Source organism: Fundidesulfovibrio agrisoli, from assembly GCF_022808715.1.
Lineage (GTDB): Bacteria > Desulfobacterota > Desulfovibrionia > Desulfovibrionales > Desulfovibrionaceae > Fundidesulfovibrio > Fundidesulfovibrio agrisoli.
In genome coordinates, this window is the sequence record NZ_JAKZKX010000016.1 from 47,453 (window position 1) to 68,318 (window position 20,866).

Below are 20,866 nucleotides of genomic sequence, written 5' to 3' on the forward strand. Positions count from 1 at the left end.
CCCCGTCCGGGCACCCGGATGATCCACTTCATGCCGCGCGACAACCAGGTGCAGAAGGCTGAGATCAACCGCGAGACCGTGATCGGCCACACGCCCGAGCACCCGCGGGCGGACGAGTACAGGGCGCTGGCCAAGAAGATTTCGGAGAACCAGATGTTCGTCAGCCCCAAGCCGCTCTCCGTGGACGAGTTGGAGAGCCTGCTGGTGGTGGTCGGGCTCATGAACTAGATGAGCAAACGTTTGGCCGGGTTCATGCGGCCTCACGAAAGGGGGGAAGGGCCCGGCGCAAGCCGGGCCCTTCCATTTTGTGCGGCGTTCGCCGCACTTCCCGAGAGTACCGGGCCATCAATTCGGTGCCGCCTTTCTTGCTTCAACGAGTCATGAAAAGTATCTTGTGTTTTTCTTGACAGAAACAAGCGAATCGATGATACCTCTAAATAGGAATGTATTCCTACCATGCCGGGGGGATTATGGTCCTGGACCCAGTGGAAGCCGAACGCCGGCTGGAGGCGTTCAAGCAGGCCTGCAAGGCCGCCGGGGAGAAGCTGACGTCGCAGCGCCTCGAGATATTTAAAGAAATCGCAGCAAGCGAGGAGCACCCGGATGCGGAGTCGGTCTACAGGGGCGTGCGCGCGCGGCTTCCGAACGTGTCGCTGGATACCGTGTACAGAACGTTGTGGTGGCTTACCAAGATGGGGATCGTGACGACTCTCGGCCCAACCCAGGACCGCACGCGCTTCGACGCCAACCTGACGCGCCATCATCATTTCGTCTGCATACGCTGCGGCCTGACGCGCGATTTCTACAGCGAGGAGCTGGACAGGCTTGTGCTCCCCGAATCCGTGGCGGCCATAGGCTCCATAGAGAGGACGCAGGTCGAAGTGAAGGGCATTTGCCATGCCTGCGCCAGGAAGGAGCAGGCAGATTCGCGGAATCTTGACGGAGGCTCGTGAGAATTTCAGTCAGGACGCAAAACGGCGTGGAAGCATGTCCTGCTGGCGTCCTGCATCGAGCTTCAGCCCGAGCTTTCTCATGGTGGAGTTCTGTCCGATGCATGCAATGAATTTCACATCCATGGAGGTTGGTTTATGAGCGACGGGAAGAAATGCCCGGTGACGGGCAGATCCAGCGGGCAGGTGGCCGGGAGCGGCACCTCGAACCGCGACTGGTGGCCCAATCAGTTGAACCTCAACATCCTGCACCAGCATTCCTGCAAATCCAACCCTATGGGGAGGGATTTCAACTACGCGGAAGAGTTCAAGAAGCTCGACCTCGAAGCCGTAAAGAAGGACCTCTTCGCGCTGATGACCGACTCGCAGGAGTGGTGGCCCGCCGACTACGGCCACTACGGACCGCTTTTCATCCGCATGGCCTGGCACAGCGCGGGCACCTACCGCGTGGGCGACGGGCGCGGCGGCGCGGGCTCCGGCAGCCAGCGCCTGGCCCCCCTGAACAGCTGGCCCGACAACGTCAACCTGGACAAGGCCCGCAGGCTGCTCTGGCCCATCAAGCAGAAGTACGGCCGCAAGATCTCCTGGGCGGACCTCATGGTCCTGGCGGGCACCTGCGCCATCGAGTCCATGGGGCTGAAACCCTTCGGTTTCGGCGGCGGGCGCGTGGACGTGTGGGAGCCCGAGCAGGACATCTACTGGGGCGCGGAGGACACCTGGCTGGGCGACACCCGCTACTCGGGCGACCGCCAGTTGGACAACCCCCTGGCCGCCGTGCAGATGGGCCTGATCTACGTGAACCCCGAAGGGCCCAACGGCAACCCCGACCCGGTGGCCTCCGGCCGCGACGTGCGCGAGACCTTCGCCCGCATGGCCATGAACGACGAGGAGACCGTGGCCCTGGTGGCGGGCGGGCACACCTTCGGCAAGTGCCACGGCGCGGGCGACGCCGCGCACGTGGGCCGCGAGCCCGAGGGCGCCGGCCTTGAGGAGCAGGGCCTGGGCTGGAAGAGCAGCTTCGGCAGCGGCAAGGGCGCCGACACCATCGGCAGCGGCATCGAGGGCGCCTGGAAGGCCCACCCCACCACCTGGGACATGGGCTACCTGACCACCCTGCTCAAGTACGAGTGGGAGCTGGTGAAGAGCCCGGCCGGAGCCAACCAGTGGCTCGCCAAGGACGTGGCCCCCGAGGACATGGTCGAGGGCGCGCAGGACAAGAACAAGAAGTACCGGCCCATGATGACCACGGCGGACCTCTCGCTGCGCTTCGACCCCATCTACGAGCCCATCGCGCGCAACTACCTGAAGAACCCCGAGAAGCTCGCCAATGACTTCGCCCGCGCCTGGTTCAAGCTCACCCACCGCGACATGGGCCCCATCTCGCGCTACCTGGGGCCGGACGTGCCGCAGGAGAAGCTCATCTGGCAGGACCCCGTCCCCGCCGTGGATCATGACCTCATCGACGAAAAAGACGCCAAGGACCTCAAGGCCGCCATCCTGGCCACCGGGCTCTCCGTGGCCGAGTTGGTATCCACCGCCTGGGCCGCCGCCTCCACCTTCCGGGGTTCGGACAAGCGCGGCGGGGCCAACGGCTCGCGCATCCGCCTGGCCCCACAGAAGGACTGGGAGGTCAACCAGCCCGTGCATCTGGCCAAGGTGCTGGCCGCGCTGGAGGGCGTGAAGGTCGAGTTCGACGCCTCGCAGTCCGGCGGCAAGGAGGTCTCCCTGGCGGACCTGATCGTGCTGGGCGGCTGCGCGGCCGTGGAGAAGGCCGCCAAGGACGCGGGCCAAATGGTGAGCGTGCCCTTCACCCCCGGGCGCACCGACGCCTCGGAGGGCATGACCGACGCGGCCTCCTTCGCGGTGCTGGAGCCCAAGGCCGACGCTTTCCGCAACTACCTCAAGGCCAAGTACTCCGTGACCGCCGAGGAGCTCATGGTGGACAAGGCCCAACTGCTGACCCTGACCGCGCCGGAGATGACCGTGCTCCTGGGCGGTTTGCGCGTGCTGGGTGCCAACTACGGCCAGACCCCGCACGGCGTGTTCACCGACCGGCCCGGCACGCTCACCAACGACTTCTTCGTGAACCTGCTGGACATGGGCACCGTGTGGAAGCCGGTCACGGAGGAGAACGAGCTGTTCGAGGGCCGCGACCGGGGCACGGGCGCGCCCAAGTGGACCGGCACCCGGGTCGACCTGGTGTTCGGCTCCAACTCCCAGTTGCGGGCCATCGCGGAGGTCTACGGTTGCGCGGATTCCCAGAAGAAGTTCGTGGACGACTTCGTCGCCGCCTGGACCAAGGTGATGAACCTGGACCGTTTCGACGTGCTGTAAGCTGACAAAGCCCCCCGCCGCGCAAGCGGCGGGGGAACCAAAACAAGCGCGGCGCTCCACACAGGTGAAGCGCCGCGTTTTCGTTTCGTTACTCGGGTATGCCGCTCTGGCGGCCCAACTTGTCCCAAGGCGCGCCGTTTAAGCGGCCGATTCCAGCCTGAAACACGCTGCTGCGGCGGCCCAATCCTCCCTAAGGCGCGCTGCGAAGGCGGCCGACTCCACCCAGGGCGCGCCACACGGAGCCTCAATCCTCCGCTTCGGGCGAGTCCCGCTGCGCCAGCCTCCTCTCCTGCATCCAGCACCACAGCACCGGGACCACGAACATGGTCACCAGCACGAAGACCATGCCCCCGAAGGGCGGGATGGCCATGGGCACCACCAGGTCCGCGCCGCGCCCGCGCGAGGTCAGCACCGGGATCAGCGCCAGGATGGTGGTGGCGGTGGTCATCAGGCAGGGGCGCACGCGCTTGAGGCCCGCTTCGATGGTGGCGGCCCGGATGGCGGCCACGTCCTGCGGCGCGTGCTCCAGGAAGCGGTCGCGCAGGTAGGTGGCCATGACCACGCCGTCGTTGGTGGCCACCCCGAACAGCGCCAGGAAGCCGACCCACACCGGCAGGGAGAGCGACAGCTCGTGCATCTGGAAGAGCTGGCGCATGTTCACGCCGAAGATGCTCACGTCCATGAACCAGGGCAGGCCGTAGAACCAGATCATGACGAAGCCGCCCGCCCAGGCCACGGGGATGGCCGAGAACACGATGAGCGAGGTGCTCACCGAGGAGAAGTGCATGTAGATCACCAGGAAGATCAGCGCCATGGTCAGCGGCAGGATGAAGGCCAGCCGCTTTTCGGCCCGGGCGTGGTTCTCGAAGGTGCCGGTGAAGTCGTAGGAGACGCCCGGCGGGAGCTCCAGCAGCCCGGCCTCGCGCATGGAGTCCAGGTAGGCCTTGGCGGACTCCACGGCGTGGATGGGCGTCACCCCGGCCTTGCCGTCGAAGATCACGTAGGCGGCGGTGAAGGTGTCCTCCCCGCGGATCATATTCGGGCCGGGGCTGTAGCGCACCTCCGCCACCTGGCCCAGGGGTATCTGCGCGCCCTCGGGGGTGGTCACCAGCAGCGCGCCGATGGCCTTGGGGTCGTCGCGCAGCTCGCGCTGGTAGCGCAGGCGCACGGGGTAGCGCTCCCGGCCTTCCACCGTGGTGGTGACCACGCGCCCGCCCAGGCCCGTCTCGATGGCGTCCTGCACGGCCTGGACCGTGAGGCCGTACATCCCGGCCCTGCCCCGGTCGATGGCGATTTCCAGGTAGGGCTTGGCCGTGATGCGGTCCGCCAGCACGGAGGACGGCTCGATGACCTTGATGTCGCGCAGGAAACGCTCGATGAGCTCGGCGGACTTCTCCACGCTGGGCACGTCCGGGCCCTTGACCCGCACCGCCACGGAGGCCCGGATGCCGCTCTGGAGCATGACCAGGCGGGCCGAGATGGGCTGCAGCTTGGGCGCGGTGGTCACGCCGGGCATGCGCGCGGCGGCGGCCACGGCGGCCCAGATGTCCTCCGGGCCGCGCACGCCGGGCCAGGCCGCGCGGCCGGGGTTGAGGGCGGGGTCCAGGGCGCGCCGCCAGAAGCGGAAGGGCTGTCCGGAGGGGTCCGGCACGAGGCGGCGCTCCTCGTCGCGGGCGTAGACCCCGCGCACGAAGTACCCGATCCCGTCCGGGGCGGCCACGGGCACCCCCTCGCGGTTCTCGGCGTACCCAACGGCGTCCGGGTCGTACCTGAAGCGCAGCACTGCGCCGTCCTCGTCGGCCAGGAACTCGGGGTGGTAGTTGACCACCGTCTCGATCATGTTGAGCGGCGCGGGGTCCAGGGGGGATTCGGCCCTGCCGAGCTTGCCCACCACGGAGGCCACCTCGGGCACGCGGCGCAGGGCCTCGTCCTGGCGCTGCACGATGTCCAGCACTTCGGCCGTGGAGGCGTGGGGCATGGTGGTGGGCATGTACAGGAAGGAACCCTCGTCCAGCGGGGGCATGAACTCCTTCTGCAGGCCCGGGAAGGCGCGCTCCATGGCGGCCAGGGGCGCGGAGGCGCGCATGAACTCGGGCAGCCAGCCGAACATGCCGCCGAAGCCCAGCCACACCAGCCCGCCCAGCAGCACCAGGGCGGCGGGCATGGCCAGGAAGGCGGCCTTGTGCTCCAGGCACCAGGCCAGCACGCGGGCGTAGCGGCGATGGAACAGGTGGAACAGGCCCAGCCAGGCCCCGAGGACAAGGCCCACGAACACCAGGTTGCGCATGACGCCGCGCTCCGGCCCCAGGGGCAGCCAGTGGCGGGCAAGCAGCAGGGCCACCCCGGCGATGGCCGTCCACACGGCCGCGCGGGTGAGAAGCGCCCTGCGCTCTGGCGATACGAACCGCCGGGCCAGGTACAGCCCGCCCACGGCGGTCATGGCCAGGCCCGCGGCGGCGTCCAGGAAGATGGCCAGCAGCGCTCCGCCGTAGACCGCCAGCTCGTAGGGGGAGAAATCCCTCGAGCGGTCCAGGCCCCTGCGCTTGAAGATCAGCTCGGCCGCCGGGGGGATGAGCCCAAGGGCCACCACCAGGGAGGCCGTCAGGGCGAAGGTCTTGGTGAAGGCCAGCGGGCGGAACAGCTTGCCCTCGGCCCCGGTCATGAAGAAGACGGGCAGGAAGCCGATGATGGTGGTGGCGATGGAGGCCAGCACCGCTCCGCCCACCTCGCGCGAGGCCAGGAAGACCGTGCGGGGCAGGGGTTCGCCGGGCGGGGCCTCGCCCAGCCTGCGCAGGATGTTCTCGGTGAGGATGATGCCCATGTCCACCATGGTGCCAATGGCGATGGCTATGCCCGCCAGGGCCACGATGTTGGCCTCCACCCCGAAGGCCTTCATGGCCAGGAAGGTCAGCAGCACGGCCAGGGGCAGCAGGGCCGAGATGAGCGCGGAGGCCCCCAGGTTCATCACCATGGCCAGGACCACGAGCACCGTGACCAGGATCTCGGAGACCAGGGCCTCGTCCAGGGTGTGCAGGGTCTCCTTGATGAGGCCGGAGCGGTCGTAGAAGGGCACAACCTTCACCTGGCTCACGGTGCCGTCCGGCAGGGTGCGCTTGGGCAGGGAGGGCTCGATGCGGGCGATGGCCGCCTTGACCCCGGCGATGACCTCCATGGGGTTGGCCCCGAAGCGCGTCACCACCACGCCGCCCACGGCCTCGTGGCCGTTCTTGTCCAGGGCGCCCTGGCGCAGGGCCGGGCCGAAGCTCAACGCGCCGAGCTCCTTGAGGAACACGGGCCGCCCGTCCCGGGTGGCCACCAGGGTCTTGCCCAGGTCGTCCAGGCTCTTGATGAAGCCCAGGCCGCGCACCAGGTATTCCACGCGGTTGATCTCGAGGGTGCGCGCGCCCACATCCAGGTTGGACTTCTGCACGGCGGCCGCCACTTCCTCCAGGGAGACGCCGTAGGCCTTGAGCAGTTGCGGGTCCAGCTCGGCCTGGTATTCGCGCACGAAGCCGCCGATGGAGGCCGCCTCGGCCACGCCGGGCACGGCCAGCAGGGCGTAGCGCAGGTAGTAGTCCTGCAGGGTGCGCAGCTCGCTGGTCTCGAAGCCGCCCACGAAGCGGCCGGCCGTATCCAGCCCGTCCAGGGTGTACCAGAACACCTGGCCCAGGGCCGTGGCGTCCGGGCCCAGGCGCGGGGCCACCCCCGTGGGCAACAGGCCGGGCGGCAGGCTGGCCAGCTTCTCCAGGATGCGGGCGCGGGCGAAGTAGAAATCCACCCCTTCCTCGAAGACCACATAGACTTCCGAGAACCCGAACGAGGAGTTTGAGCGCACCGTCTTGACCCCGGCCACCCCGAGCAGTGCCGTGGTCAACGGATAGGTCACCTGCTCCTCCACGTCGCGCGGGGAGCGGCCCGACCACTCTGAGAAGACGATCTGCTGGTTTTCGCCGATGTTGGGGATGGCGTCCACGGCCACGGGGGAGCGCAAGAGCCAGGGCAGGTTCCAGTCGAACGGGGCCACGGCCAGGCCGCCCACAATGGTCAGGGCGGTCAGCAGGGCGACCACGAGCTTCTGGCGCTGGCAGAAGGACAGCACGCGCCCCAGCGGCCCGGTCCCTTGGGCCGGGCCGGAGAGGGGTTCCACGGGCAGGCCGGGCTTGTCGGGTGATTGCTTGCTCACCATGCGCCTCGCCTGCTCACTCGCCCGCCTGGGCCGGCGGGGCCGCCGGGGCGGGTGGGGTTGCCAGGACCGGCGGGGCCGCCGGGGCCAGGGGCCTGGGCTGCGGCGCGGTCCTTGGTGCGCTCTGTGGCGCGCTCTGTGGCGCGGCCTGTGGTGCGCCCTGGGGTGCGGCCTGGGGTGCGGCCTGTGGTGCGGCCTGGGGTGCGGCCTGTGGTGCGGCCTGGGTCTGTCCGCCCTGTCCGGGCGGGGGGCGGTGGCCCTTGTAGCGCAGGATGAACTTGTAGTCCTCGTCCAACTGCGGTTCGGCCGTACTGGGCCGGGTATCCTCCGGAACCACGGCGCCCTCGGCCCCGTATATCCCGGCGGGCGGGAACGCCGGAACCGGGGAGGGCCCCTTGGGGCGTTCGCTGGCCGGCAGTTCGATGGTGGCGGGGGGCGGCACGTTGATGCCGAAATCCTGCAGGCGAACGAGCCCCTCGGGCTGGAGCATGCTCGGCTTGGCCATGATCTGGCGCTCGCTGTCGAGCTTGAAGGCCCCGTTGGTGACCACCTCTTCGCCCTCCGCCAGGCCGGACTGCACCACGTAGACTCCGTCCGCCTTGGGGCCGAGCACGATCTCGCGGCCTTCGAACACTCCGGGCTTGCCGGGCACCGCCACGTAGACCACGGCGCGTCCGCCCGTGACCAGGGGGGCCGTATCGGGGATGACCAAGGGTGCGCGCTCGGGGGCCATGCCCGGGCTGGTGGGCCTGCCTTCCCTGTCCAGCAGGGCCTTGACCTTGCCGCGCAGGCTCATGCCGGGGCGCAGCAGGGCCTTGATGTCGTTGTAGCCCACCAGCACCCGGAAGGTCTTGTTCTTCTCGCTGAAGGTCGGCTCGATGATGATGACCTTGCCCCAGAAGGATTCGCCGGGGCGCGCCGGGGAGGAGAACTCCACCTCCTGGCCGATGCGCAGCCAGGGGAAGTCCTGCTCGAAGGCGTCGAAACTGGCCAGCACGAAGTTGGGGTCCGCGATCCTGACCAGGCGGGTGCCCTTGTTGACGTATGCGCCCTGGACGGTGTTGTTCTCGATGATGACGCCGCCCACGTTGGAGGTCAGGTTGGGCATGCGGATGGGGACGACGCCGGGGGGCCGCTCCAGGCGCAGCACCTGCGTGATGTCCTTGTCGGGCAGGCCGAAGCCCTTCAGGCGGGAGCGCAGCATGGCGAATTTGCGCTGGGCGTCCTGGATGGCCTTCTCGTCGGGCGGGGCCGCCGACGATGAGCGCAGCGCCTGGTTGACCGGCTGGCCCAGCAGCCGCGAGACGATGTCCGGGATTATGCGCACCTGCTCCAGCATCTGGATTTCCACGTCCTGGATGTCGGCGGAGTAGAAGTCGAAGAGGCGTTGGTCCGTGCGGATGTACTCGCCGCTGCGGCGGATGTAGACCCTGTCCACAATGCCGTTCACGGGGGCGTTGATGTCCGTGATGAAGGCGTCGTCGTATTCGATCTGCCCGTAGAGGTCCACCGAGGCGTTCACGTAGCGGCTTTCCACGCGCGAGGTGCTGATGCCCGCCAGGCGCATCTGCGCCGGGTCCAGATGGTTGTGGGCGGCGGCCCCGGGCTCCATGTCGCCCGTGACCACCGGGACCAGCTCCATGCCGCAGACCGGGCACTTGCCGGGCGCGGGCAGGGGAGGGATGTCGTTCATGGGGCAGGCGTAGAGCACCAGCTTGCCCTCGGTGGTTTCGCTCCCGGCGGCCTTGGGCGCGGTCTGCCCGTTGCCGCTCGCGGGGGCTTTCTCGGGGCTCTGGGAGCAAGCGGCCGCGAGGGCCAGAATCCAGACGGCCGCCACGAGGGCTATGAGCCGGGCCAGGGGGAATGCGTTGGATCGGGGGGCGGATACGTTCATGGTTTCCTATCCCAGTGTGAAGTCGGAGACGAGCATGGGCCAGACGGCGATGGCGGCCAGCGCCCCGGCCCCGGCCAGCGCGGCCATGCAGAGGCGGCGCTGCAGGCGCGGCAGGGCCTGGGCCAGGGAGGGGATGCCCCGCGCCCGCTCCACCGCGCCGACCCCGGCCCCGCAGACGCCCAGCAGCAGCAGGGACGCGTAGAGCGGGTAGCCGATCCAGTGGAACTCCGCCTTGAGCAGGCAAAAGGGGCAGTGGTGCGTGGGCAGCTCGTACCAGTAGACCGAAATGAAGGAGAGCAGGGCCAGGATGCCAATGAGGAACATGGCCCCGGACAGCCAGGCGAAGAGCCGCGCGCCCCGCCCCGTGGCCAGGAAGTGCGCGCCGCTGCGGGCCAGGGCCACCAGCCCGCCCCAGAAGAGGATCTGGGCCAGGGTGGGCGGCAGGTGGGCCAGGGAGGCCGACAGGCCCGTGGATTCCTCGCTGAACACGGCCCCGCAGCAGGAGGTGATGAGGTTCGGGGACAGGTGCGAGAAGTAGCCGAACTGCACGTAGGCCTCGAAGAGCACCAGCCCCGTCAGCGGCAGGAGCATGGCGTACTTGGGCTTGATGAGGGGGTAGTCGTAGCCCTGGTTGTCCAGGTGGTTGACGATGAGCCAGACCCCGCAGCCCAGGGCGGAGGCGATCTTGAGCAGCAGCGCGGTGTAGCCGTAGCTGTTGACGTTGAAGGTGCCCACCGCGCACATGGCGCCCACGAACAGGGTGTGCAAATCCTCCCCGGCGTAGATGAACAGGAACAGCGAGAGCAGCTCGAAGGCCATCACATAGGAGAGTATCGTGGAGATCAGGTAGGTCTTGCGCTCCAGGGCCAGCTGGCGCGGGTCGCCGCTGGAGAGGTCGAAGTGGCGCAGGATGGCCACGCCCTGCCACGCGGCGTAGGCCATGACCGCCCCGATGAGCCCCGAGGCCAGCAGCAGCGCGAGGACGACGGGCTTAACAATCATGGGGGCCCGCGGGCACGACCATGCCGTCGCGCAGGCTGATCACCTGGTCCACCACCTGCGCCTCGTGCACGATGGCGTCGTGGCTGGCGATGATGAACGTCTTGCCCTCCGCGCGCAGCTGGCCCACGATCTCCAGGAATTCCAGTGAGAGGGCGGTGTCCAGGTTGGCGGTGGGCTCGTCGGCGATGATGGTGGGCGGGTCGTTTATCAGGGCGCGGGCGATGGCCGTGCGCTGCTTCTCGCCGCCGGAGAGGCTCTCCACCGTCTGCCCGATCTTCCCGCCCAGGCGGAACTTCTCCAGCAGGGCGGCGGCCCGGTCGCGCACCTGGTGGCGGGGCTGGCCCAGGGGGCAGGCCGGGACCATCACGTTCTCCAGAGTGGTCAGCCCGGGCACCAGGTTGAAGCTCTGGAAGATGAAGCCGAAGGCCGTGCGCCTGAGCTCCGCCAGGAAGCGCTCCGGCAGGGAGGATATCTCCCGCTCGCCCAGGTGGATGCGCCCCGAGGTGGGGCGGGCCATGCAGCCCAGCAGCGAGAGCAGGGTGGTCTTGCCGGAGCCGCTGGGGCCGGTGAGCACCACCACCTTGTTCTCGGGCACGGCCGCGCTCACCCCGCGCAGGGCCACGTATTCGCTGGGCCTGCCGGGATTGAAGACCTTGGTGACGTTTTCAACACGGATCATGGTTCAACTCGCGCGCATGACCGTGTCCGGGTCGGTGATGGCCGCCCGCCAGGCCGGTATGACGGTTATGAAGGTGTAGGGCGCCACGGAGAGGAAGAACAGGGCCAGCAGCTCCGTGGGGCTGACCACGGGGCTCAGGGGGAAGTCCACGTAGAGCACGCTCCAGCCCTTGAGGGCCTGGGCGAACAGGCCCGCGTCCGCCAGGAACACGTGCGCGTAGGCGGCGATGGTGCCCAGCAGGAAGGAGGTGAGCGAGATGGCCAGCCCCTCCCAGAACTTCATCACCAGCACGTCGGCGGTGTCCCAGCCCAGGGCCTTGAGGATGCCGATCTCGTGGCGCTCCTCCGCGGAGAGGCCGGTGGCCTTGTCCCAGGCGAAGATGAAGAAGGCCAGGGCCGCCCCCGCGAAGACCACGATGACCATGCCTCCGCGCCACTCGAACACGGACTCGTAGGTCCGCAGGATCTCCTCGCGCTGGATGGGCCGGGTGTCGGGGTGTTCGCGTTGGATCTTCTCCGTGACGGTCTGCATTTCCTGGGGGTTGCGCACCGTGACCGCCAGGTCGGTGTACTGGCCCTCGGGCAGGCCGAACACCTGGCGGAAGGCCGTTTCGGACATGATGAGCAGGTCGGCGGAGACGAGGCGCGTCTCCTCGGGCAGCACCTGCACCGGTTTGAACCCGGTGGAGTCGCCCTTGAAGGTGCGGAAGAGGTAGCGTCCGTCCTGGAGGTTGGTCCAGGCCTTGGCGGCAGCCGGGCCGGCCACGATCTCGTCGTCGGCGTGGGCGAAGTCCGGCAGGCCGAGCACCGTGAAGGTCGCCCCCACGGCCCGGTTGAAATAGTAGCCCCACAGCCTGGGCTCCACCTCGCTCACGCCCCGAATCCTGCGGATGGAGTCGGCGTAGGAGGCGGGGATCGTGTCGAAGCGCCCGGCCAGCATCCGCTGCACCACCAGCTCCGGGGCCCCGGCCAGCACGGCCTGCCCTTCGGTGCGCAAGGCGCGGGAGAAGAACATCACCGAGGCGATCAGGAACACCACCAGGGCATACGCCAGCACCAGCGCGCCGTTCTTGGCCTTGCGCCGCACCAGGCTGGCCAGGGTGTAGTCGAGGAATGCGCGCTGGCGTTCGAGGGAGCTCATGGCCTGTCCTCCCCCACATCGGACCCGCCGACGGGCCCGCCGAGCGCGGTCAAAATGGCTGGCGGAGGCAGCAGCGCGCCGCTGGGGAAGTGCTCCAGGCTGCGCGGATGGTCCTGAAAGGCCGAGAACAGGTCCGCCTGGGAGAGGTGCCTGGTGTAGCGGGCCTCGGTGGAGAGGCAGAGGTCGGTCAGGCCCAGCTCGGCCACCAGTTGCGACTCCAGGGCCAGGCGGGCGTCGCGGCGGCCGGCGTCAGCCAGGGGGTAGCCGGCCAGCAGCCCCGCCAGGATGAACCCCAGGCCGCCCGTCACGGCCAGGAAGGCGTCGGAGGGGCGCATCAGTCCAGGGCCTTGAGCAGGGCCGGGGTGATGTCGCCGTAGCGCAGCACGCGCTTGCCCTTGTGGTCCTTGCGGAAGGCCTCGGCGTCGGCCTGGGTGGCCAGGGGGACAAGCTCGTGCCCCATGGGGCCGTAGGCGTCGCTGCCCGCCACGTAGAAGGCGTCCTGCGCCAGGATGGGCTTCAGCGAATAGAACTCGCTCACGTACAGCTCCGCGATCTGTTCCTTCTTGAAACCGGACAGGTAATGGCCCGGGTCGGCCACGAAGCGGAACATGTCCTTGGGGCCGTCGAAATAGAGGAGTTTGCCGTCGGTGAGTACGGCGTAGGCCAGCCAGTCCTTGTATTTGGCAACGAACATGCCGCAGACGGGGCACTTGTCTGTCTTGCCCGGCGGGGGGAGTTTCAGGGCGGCGGGCTGGGCGAGGGCGGCGGAGGCCAGGAGCAGCAGGCCAAGGACCAGAGGCGCGAGGCGAAGGGCTTTCTTCATGAAACTTCCTTTACGTAGCGGGCGTGCGCAGATGTGGAAGGACTCCGGTCGCGGCCGCGACACCCGGCCCCTGCGTCCGGGAAGGCGGCGCATACGTTTCAGGGCGGCTGTCGCGGGTCTCAGCGACGCCCTCCCCAACATCAGAAATGCGGCGATCAGCACGCGATTCCTGACGCTGCAAGGAACCGCGACGGTCCAAATATACGTACTTAATAACTAATGTACATTATGCCCGGAGAATGTAAAGCCCCGGCGGCATAAAAAACGTCTCCGCCGGGCCGGAGCGCATGGGCCAGGGCCGGGGGGAAACGGCCGCCCGTCCAGGGCGGCCGTTTTGCACGAGGGAGGGCCAGGCGCTGCATCCGCGCCCTGGCGGTCGGTTACTTCACGGCCCGCAACAACTGGAGGGCCTTCTGCGGGTTGTGGGCGCCCAGGGACCCGTCCATCAGCACCAGGTTCGCTTTCTCTCCAGCCGGTGAGGCGGCCTTGCCGCCCGCCGGAGTGGACTGGAGTTTCTGGACCTGCGTGAGCACGGCCTGCCTCGACTCCATCAGCGCCGCCCCCTTCGCGGCCCGGTCCGCGTCCTTGTGGCACTTGTCGCAGCTGGAGCGCATCCTGAACACGTCGGCCTCCTCGGGCGTCACGACCCGCATGGTGTGGGCCGAGACGTCCCACGGGTCCTTCGGGGTCTTCTGCGTTGCCCCGGCCCGGTTGCCCATCTTGGACATGTGGCAGTCCACGCAGACGACCCCTTTGGACGCGTGGACGCTGCCCTCGTACAGGGCCTTCTGGGCGGTGTGGCAGCCCACGCACTGCAGTTCCCTGGGGAGTTTGAGGCTGGAGGTCAGGTGCTTGGTGGCGTGGTCCAAGTGACAGGTGGAGCAGGTCACCCCGGCGGCCATGTGCCCGGAACGCATGGTGTCGTGGTATTGCTGGCGGTTCTTCCTGGAGTCCTCGTTGCCCCAGAAGTTGGCGGGCCTGGTGGAGTAGCTCCAGAACTCGACCTTGTCCTGGAGGTCGGTTTGGCCGCTCCTGAAGCCCAGGGGGAAGGCGAAGTCCTTGTCCTGCTTGCTGCTCACGCGGATGTGGCACTGCCCGCAGAGCTGCTCCTGCTGCCAGGTGCCCAGCTTGCGGGGGTTGAGGATGCCGCCCTGGCCCTGCGCGGCCACGTGCCTGGAGCCGGGGCCGTGGCACTGCTCGCAACCGATGCCGCCTTCCAGGCGGGAGAAGGCGTATTTGCCCTGCTCGTCCTTCTTGGCGCTGAAGGCGGTGGTGTGGCACCCGTTGCACTGGTAGTCCACGGTCTGCTTGGCGGGCATCTCCTCCGGCTTCCTGGGCCTGCCGTCGGGGGTGCCGTCGGCGGCCCACCAGAAGGGCGCGAAGGCGTTCTTGCGCCACTGCTTGTCGTTCTCCACCCAGCGGACCGGGCTGGGGTACACCTTGTCCCCGACCTTGAGGTAATATTGCTGCTCCCAAAGGGAGCCGAGCACCTCGACCACCTCGTAGCTCTGGGCGTTGGCCGGGGAATCGGCGTCCAGCAGCGTGACGTAGCGCTTATCGTCCCTGGTTTCGACCTTCACCTTGGGTGCGATCTTGACCTTGTTCTTGTCGGCGTCCTCGACCTCGACCCCCTCGAAGACCAGCTCCAGGCCGGAAAAATCGCCTTTGACGATGCCAACATCGTAAGGGCGCAGCATGTTGGCGTGGCCGGATGCGGACCACTCCTTGAACTCCTTGGCGTGGCAGGCCTTGCAGGCCTGGGAGCCCGCAAAAGTCGCCCCTTCTACGGCCGCCGTGGAGACCGACGGCCTGACCATGCCGGTTGGGGCCGTCATTCTGGGAGGCGTCTGGACGGCCTTCTCCCTGGCCTGGAGGGCGCCAGCCCCGCAAATTCCCAGCACCGCCAGGACCGCCGCCGCGGCGAACATCCGGTTTCCGCGCATTGTCACTCTCCTTGGGTTATCGGATCAATTGCCACAAGAGGCCCGCCGCGCCGCTCAATCCGACGAGAACGTGCATGGAGACTTTCCAGCGCACGAGCGCGGCCAGGGCCGCCACGGCCACGGCCATGGCGAAAACGTCGGCTCCGCCTGCGGGGAAGAACGTGTGCCAGGCGAAATAGACGCCGATCTTGAACACGACCCCCACCACCGCGCCCGATATGCCCGTCAGGGCCGCGCCGAGCCTGCGGTCGGCGGTGATGGCCTCGATGTAGGGCGCGCCCGCGAACACGAACATGAAGCTCGGCAGGAACATGGTGAAGGTGGTGAGCAGGCCCCCGGCGATCCCGGCGGCCAGAGGGGTCAGGTTCCCCGGTTGGTTCCAGGCCGCCAGGAAGCCCACGAACTGCGTGACCATGATGAGGGGGCCCGGAGTGGTCTCGGCCAGGCCCAGGCCGAGCAGCATCTCGCTCTGGGTCAGCCAGTCCAGCCGGACCGCATGGTCCACGATGTAGGCCAGGACGGCGTAGGCCCCGCCGAAGGTTACGAAGGGGGCCTTGCTGAAAAAGAGGGCGATCTGGGAGAGCGTGTCCGAGGCGCCCCGCCAGGCCAGCACCGGCAGCACCACGGCCGCCCAGATGGCCGCGAAGAGGCCCACGGTCTTGGCGACGTGCGTCAGCGGGGGCAGCGGCGCGGTGTCGCCGGGTTCATCCGGGATGCACTCCCGGGCGCCGGGGCGGGTACGGCAGAAAATGTCCGGGCGAACCCGCGCCAGGGCCATGCCCCCGAGCCCCGCCAGCAGCACGATCATGGGGAAGGACACCCCGAAGAACTGCCCCAGGACGAAGGAGCCGCCCGCGAAGGCGTAGAGCGCCGGGTGCCGCAGGGACTTCTTCGAGAGCCGGTAGAGCGCCTCCACCACGATGGCCACCACGGCGGCCGCGATGCCGTGGAAGACGCCCGCCACGGCGGGCACATGCCCCTTCGCGGCGGCCAGCCAGGAGAGGAACAGCATAAGCGCCACGGAGGGCAGCAGGAAGCACAACCCGGCCACGGCCCCGCCCGGGCGGCCGTTGAGCCGCCAGCCGATGTACACGGCCAGCTGGTGCGCCTCCGGCCCGGGCAAAAGCATGCAGAAGTTGAGCGCCCGCAGGAAGGCCTGCTCGCTGATCCAGCCCCGCTCATCCACCAGATTCCTGTGCATCATGGCGATCTGGCCCGCCGGGCCGCCGAAGTTGATGAACCCGAGCTGGAACCAGTAGCGGAAGGCCTCCTTCAGAGTGACCCGGGGGACGGCGCTGCCTGCATTCATCGTGTGGGCCTCGGTTGTCTCGTGAACCGTAAACTGGCTGCGCGGGTCACTGCTTCGCGGATGTGACGTTGAAATCCTTGAAGACCGTCACGCTGTCGTCCTTGGACCACAGGCCGACGCCCCCTGAAACCTCCCGGCCGAGGTCGAAACTGAGCAGTTCCTTGCCGTCCAGGTATCCCCTGAGTTTGCTCCCGTCGATGACCAGCCGCAATTCATGCCATACACCGGCAGGGGCCGGGGCGTTCGCCACTTCCTTGAGCGGGGTGCGGCGGCCCGACGCATAACGGTACAGGTTGAGGTTGCTTTCGAGGGCATTGGCCCGAAGCACGAGATAGTCCCCATTCTGCCTGTAGTCGAACATGATCCCCCCGGCTTGGTCGGAACGCCCGGAGAGGGGCTTGAACCGGACGGACACCTCGCCGCTTCGGAAATCGTTGGTGCCGGTGGAGAGCGCAATTGGGAAGTGTTCCCGTGGCGCGGCGGTGTTCCGGCTGCCGTCGACCTTCAAAGCGCGCTCCCCATCGATGGTCTCCCAGGCCCACTGGCCCTTGGCCGGTGCGAAATCGTCACCGCCCGCCGCCCATGCCGAAAATGCGGCGGATGACGCCAGTAGGGCCAAGAGCACCGCCAGGATCGCGAATGGAGTTCTGTTCACGGCAGCTCCTGCTGGTTTACAGACGGTTGCGCCTCATGGACCGCCCCCTGGTCTCCATTCTCGGGCGGGGCCGCACCTTCCTCCGGGGCGGAAGCGAGGTAGCGCTTCTCGAACCCGTCGCCGGACTGCGCCAAATCCGCGAATTCGGCCACGGAATCCGCCTTGGACCAAAGGCCCACCAGGCCCACGGGCGGCTGGTCGAAGTGGTGGACGATGTAGGGCTTGCCGTCCACGAACCCCGTGACGGTTCCGCCGCGCACCTCCACGGCCAGCTCCCGCCACTGGCCGGTCGCGACGGGCAGGCGCGTGCTGGCCAGCTCGGTCCTGCGGCCGTCCTTGAAGGCGAAGAGGATCAGGTTGCCCTCCAGGGCGTTGACGCGCAGCACCAGATAGGTGCCCGCGCTGCGCACGGCGAAGGCCAGCCCGGCGGCCTGGTCGATGACGCCCGCCACGGGCCGCACCATCAGGGCGGCCCGGCCGTCGCCCATCTCCGATCCCTTGGCCACGGCCAGCGGGAAGTGGAAGTAGGCCTCCACGGTGTCCAGGAAGCGCTGGTAGCGCCCGCCGGAGAGCCTGCCCATGAGCGAGGCCAGCCCCTTGGAGAGCCCCGTGGCCCACCTGGAGCCGTCCTGCCGGGCGACGCAGCGTCCCGCGCCGTCCGGGAGGCACTCCCAGTCGCCCAGGGCCAGGTGGAATTCCGGCAGGGGGTTCTCCCTGCGCTTGGCCAGCAGGTCGTAGTCGCCGCGTAGGAAGGCCTCGGCCATGGACTCGACCTCGTCCTGCCCGGTGATGGCCATGTCCAGGAGCCTGCTGCTGGCCAGCAGGCGGCCGAGCTGGTCCAGCGCGTCCTGCGTGGCCTGCATGGGCGCGCCCTTGAGGGAGGCGTCCAGCACGTCGCCGCTGGCCTCCACGGTGAAGCCAAGCCTCGCCAGCACCCGGGAGAGGAAGGCCACGCGCAGGCACTTGCCCGTGAAGCCGCCCGCACCGCCCGCGAAGCGCAGGGTCACGTGGTTCTGACCGGCCTGGGGGCCGCAGAAGGCGTCCACGTTGGCGAAGTGATACCCGAAGCGGGCCGAGAGGTTCAGGTAGTCCCGACCGACCATGGCGTAGGAGTCCCCCCCCGGTGCGCCCCCGCCCACCTCGGCGGTGGCGGAGGAGGCCATGAGGGTCATGAAGCTCTTGGCGTCGAAGGCGATGGTGCCGGACCAGGTGATGCCGGGGTGCGTGAACCCGCGCCACACGGCCAGCATGGGCGCGCTGCGCAGGTCGTCCGGGGTGATGTCGTCGCAGGTGGTCAGGTTCTCGCGCAGGCCGCCGCCAAGGTCAACGCAGTAGAGTATGAGCGGTATCTGCGCCTTGAGCCGGGCCACGGGCAGGTCGTCGGCCCCGGCGGTGTCGCACAGCCCGAACATCTCGCGCATGCCCATCTCGTGGGCGTAGCGCACCACGTCGTGCAGGGTCCGGCAGTTCTCGGGCTTGAACCCGGCGGAATCGGGGTCGGTGAGGGTCAGGGGCGCGAGCAGGTCCAGCGCGGCCCGCAGGCGGCGGTGCATGGGGCTGTCCACCAGGCGCGAACGCGGCCGGGAGGAGGGCGGCAGCTCGGCCCGGCCCTCCAGCACGCGCCCGCCGCTGGCGTCCAGGGTGACGATCTGGCCTGGGCTGAAGGCCTCGGGGCAGCCGGGCAGGCCGAACAGCGCCGGGATGCCCATCTCCCGCGCCACCGAGGCCAGGTGGCTGGCCGCGCCGCCCATGGCGGTGACCACGCCGCCCGCCCGGTCCAGCAGGGCGGCCAGCTCCGGTGCGGCGTTGCGGGCCGCGAGGATGGCCCCCTCCGGGATGGATTCGGGCACAGCGCCCTCCACGAGCGCGATCTCGCCGCTGGCGGCCCCGGCGCTGGCCGCGGTTCCGCCCTGAAGGATCACCGTGAGCCCCGCCGCCCAATCAGTGTCGGCTTGGGCCTGGCCCTGGGCCGAGACCTCGTCCCGCTCCAGCGCGCCCAGCGGCCTGGACTGCACCACAATCAGGGCGCCTTCCTGGTCCAGACACCACTCCACGTCCTGGGGGGAGCCGAAATACGCCTCCAGCTTAAGGCCCATGCGCCCAAGCTCCAGGGCCTGGGCCTCAGTGAGCAGGGCGGGTTCCGGGCGCGAAAGCACCCGCAGCGGTTCGCGCGAGAGGGCGTAGGCCGACGGCCGGGCCTCGCCTGAGACCAGCTTCTCGCCCAGGCCTTCCACCGCGTCCAGGCGCATGACCCCGCCGGAGGGGGATGCAGGGTCCGACGTGTACAATACGCCGCTCACCCGGCTGCGGACCATGGCCAGCACCAGCACGGCCATGGGGGCGTCCGCGTCCTCCAGGCCGTGGCGCAGCCGGTAGAGGATGGCGTGCGGGGTGTACTTGCTGGCGAAGACCTGGCGGCAGGCGGCCTCCAGCCCCTGCGGGGCCACGTTCAGCACGGACTCGTACTGCCCGGCGAAGCTGGCCGCGCCGTCCTCGCCCACGGCGCTGGAGCGCACGGCCAGCGTGAGCCCCGGGCCTTGCGCGGCGGCAAGATCCTCCAGGGCGGCGGCGAGTGCGCCGCTGACCTCGGGCGGAAAGGGTGCGTCCTGGACGGCCCGGCGAAGCCTGAGCGAGCGGGCCTCCAGATCCGGCAGGTTCAGGGGGGAGACGGGCTCCAGCTCCTTCGCCGCCAGCTCATCGAGCCCGGAAGCGCGCAGAAAAAGCCTGAACGCGGCGGTGGTCAGCACGAAGCCGTCCGGGGCGGGCAGGGCCGCGTCGGTTCGCACCCGGGCCAGCTTGGAGCCCTTGCCGCCGAGCAGGGCGTCCTGCGCCGCGGGGCCGCCCGTCCCGCCCGCCGCCGAAAGCGGGACCACCAGGGGGCCTTCCTGTCGCACCGTGCGCGGTTCCAGGGCGTCCAGCGCCCCGGCCAGCACGGCGTCCAGCGCGGGATAGAGCCCCTCATGGCGGCGTTGCGAGAGTTCGCTCAGGGCGTCGGCCATGCACCGGGTGGACTCCACGATGGCGCGGCAGGCGCCCCGCACCGCGCCCGTGGTGAAGGGCTCGCCCCCGTAGTAGGTCTGCTCCAGGGCGGCGAGCCCGTCGAGCACCGCGTCGTTCTCCGCGAGCATGTCGCGGAAATGGCGGTACTTGCGGGCGGCCCTGTCCTCAGGGTCGGCCAGGAGCAGACAGGCGTTCTTCTTCCTGAGAAATCCGAACAGGCTCATGGGCGGTCTCCACGGTGCGGGCCGGGGCCGGTCGCGGCCCCGGGGGATCAAGCTGAGTGAAATGCTCCCCGCCGTATTCTATCCGGACAATCCGGTAAGGCCCAAGGCCGCCTCGCCGGTGCGGGCAGCGCCGGAGCCGCACTCCGTGCTCAGGCCGGGGAGGAGATGTTCTCCGCGGCCGCGATGAGCCCCTGTATCTCCCGGTGATAGCCGAAGTAGCGGGCCATGGTGACGGCGTTTTTGCCGTATTTGGGGTAGGCCGCCAGGATCTCCTCGAAGCGGTCCTCGGCGTCGCGCGGGCCGCTCAGGGGCACCTTGCCATCGGTGATGATGTCCACCAGCCTGTCGGCATAGATGATGACGCGCTCCTCCAGGCGGTGCAGCGCGTAGTCCTTGACGGGCAGCCCGAACTCCGACGCCTCGGCCTCGCTGAGTCCGCCCCGGATGTGCTTTTCCATCACCGCGCAGACCTCGGGCGGCAGGCCGAGCTTCGCGCCCAGCTCCGCGCCGAGCTTTCCGTGCTCGATGGCGTGGGTCGCCGTCTTGCCCAGGTCGTGGAAGAGGGCGCCGCGCGCCACCAGGCGCATGTCCAGGGCCGCGCCGGTCCTCTCGGCGATGTCCAGGGCCAGCTCGGCCACGGCCAGGGAGTGGGCCAGGTCCTCCTCGTTCATGCCTTGGGCGCGCAGCAGCTCGACGTCCTCTGCGGCGATTTCAGGGTGCATGGCTCGTA

The 20,866-nt window shown here is 68.9% G+C and carries 14 protein-coding genes and 1 pseudogene; 3 read left to right on the forward strand and 12 right to left on the reverse strand.

Annotation, left to right across the window (positions count from 1 at the left end):
- Positions 1-9: 9 nt before the first annotated feature.
- The 3 genes and pseudogenes from nifH to katG form a co-directional block, all read left to right on the forward strand.
- Positions 10-228: pseudogene (gene nifH / locus MLE27_RS12270) on the forward strand (nitrogenase reductase); the annotation flags it as partial.
- A gap of 242 nt (positions 229-470) precedes the next feature.
- Positions 471-953, forward strand: coding sequence for a Fur family transcriptional regulator (locus MLE27_RS12275; protein WP_243312367.1), 483 nt, complete (start codon positions 471-473; stop codon positions 951-953).
- 135 nt (positions 954-1,088) lie between these two features.
- Positions 1,089-3,284, forward strand: coding sequence for a catalase/peroxidase HPI (katG, locus tag MLE27_RS12280; protein WP_243312368.1), 2,196 nt, complete (start codon positions 1,089-1,091; stop codon positions 3,282-3,284).
- Between the two features lie 244 nt (positions 3,285-3,528).
- Here katG and MLE27_RS12285 read toward each other — a convergent pair whose 3' ends face one another.
- The 12 genes from MLE27_RS12285 to MLE27_RS12340 all read right to left on the reverse strand — a co-directional run bounded on the left by MLE27_RS12285 (position 3,529) and on the right by MLE27_RS12340 (position 20,858).
- A complete protein-coding gene (locus MLE27_RS12285) occupies positions 3,529-7,467 on the reverse strand; it encodes an efflux RND transporter permease subunit (protein ID WP_243312369.1) in 3,939 nt (1,312 codons plus the stop codon).
- Positions 7,468-7,483: 16 nt separating this feature from the next.
- The gene (locus MLE27_RS12290) at positions 7,484-9,361 is read right to left on the reverse strand and encodes a heavy metal-binding domain-containing protein (protein WP_243312370.1); all 1,878 of its coding nucleotides are present in this window, start codon (positions 9,359-9,361) and stop codon (positions 7,484-7,486) included.
- A 6-nt stretch (positions 9,362-9,367) separates the two neighbouring features.
- Positions 9,368-10,363, reverse strand: coding sequence for a hypothetical protein (locus MLE27_RS12295; RefSeq protein ID WP_243312371.1), 996 nt, complete (start codon positions 10,361-10,363; stop codon positions 9,368-9,370).
- Positions 10,353-11,042 carry an ABC transporter ATP-binding protein gene (locus tag MLE27_RS12300; RefSeq protein WP_243312372.1) on the reverse strand — a complete coding sequence of 230 codons (690 nt, stop codon included), beginning with the start codon at positions 11,040-11,042 and terminating at the stop codon, positions 10,353-10,355. The genes MLE27_RS12295 and MLE27_RS12300 overlap by 11 nt, the downstream gene beginning before the upstream one ends.
- A 3-nt stretch (positions 11,043-11,045) precedes the next feature.
- Positions 11,046-12,182, reverse strand: coding sequence for an ABC transporter permease (locus MLE27_RS12305; protein ID WP_243312373.1), 1,137 nt, complete (start codon positions 12,180-12,182; stop codon positions 11,046-11,048).
- Positions 12,179-12,517, reverse strand: a complete 339-nt coding sequence (locus tag MLE27_RS12310; RefSeq protein WP_243312374.1) for a hypothetical protein — start codon at positions 12,515-12,517, stop codon at positions 12,179-12,181. Before MLE27_RS12310 ends, MLE27_RS12305 begins: the two co-directional genes overlap by 4 nt.
- The gene (locus MLE27_RS12315) at positions 12,517-13,005 is read right to left on the reverse strand and encodes a nitrous oxide reductase accessory protein NosL (RefSeq protein WP_243312375.1); all 489 of its coding nucleotides are present in this window, start codon (positions 13,003-13,005) and stop codon (positions 12,517-12,519) included. Before MLE27_RS12315 ends, MLE27_RS12310 begins: the two co-directional genes overlap by 1 nt.
- Positions 13,006-13,385: 380 nt before the next feature.
- A complete protein-coding gene (locus tag MLE27_RS12320) occupies positions 13,386-14,948 on the reverse strand; it encodes a multiheme c-type cytochrome (protein ID WP_243312376.1) in 1,563 nt (520 codons plus the stop codon).
- A 16-nt stretch (positions 14,949-14,964) separates the two neighbouring features.
- Positions 14,965-16,257 (reverse strand): chromate efflux transporter, encoded by a 1,293-nt coding sequence (gene chrA, locus MLE27_RS12325; RefSeq protein WP_243312377.1) that lies wholly within the window; start codon positions 16,255-16,257, stop codon positions 14,965-14,967.
- Between the two features lie 46 nt (positions 16,258-16,303).
- Positions 16,304-16,912 (reverse strand): LamG domain-containing protein, encoded by a 609-nt coding sequence (locus MLE27_RS12330; RefSeq protein ID WP_243312378.1) that lies wholly within the window; start codon positions 16,910-16,912, stop codon positions 16,304-16,306.
- Complete coding sequence (locus tag MLE27_RS12335) at positions 16,909-20,136, reverse strand: PEP/pyruvate-binding domain-containing protein (RefSeq protein ID WP_243312379.1); 3,228 nt, start codon at positions 20,134-20,136, stop codon at positions 16,909-16,911. The genes MLE27_RS12330 and MLE27_RS12335 overlap by 4 nt, the downstream gene beginning before the upstream one ends.
- Positions 20,137-20,285: 149 nt before the next feature.
- The gene (locus MLE27_RS12340; protein ID WP_243312380.1) at positions 20,286-20,858 is read right to left on the reverse strand and encodes an HDIG domain-containing metalloprotein; all 573 of its coding nucleotides are present in this window, start codon (positions 20,856-20,858) and stop codon (positions 20,286-20,288) included.
- Positions 20,859-20,866: the final 8 nt, after the last annotated feature.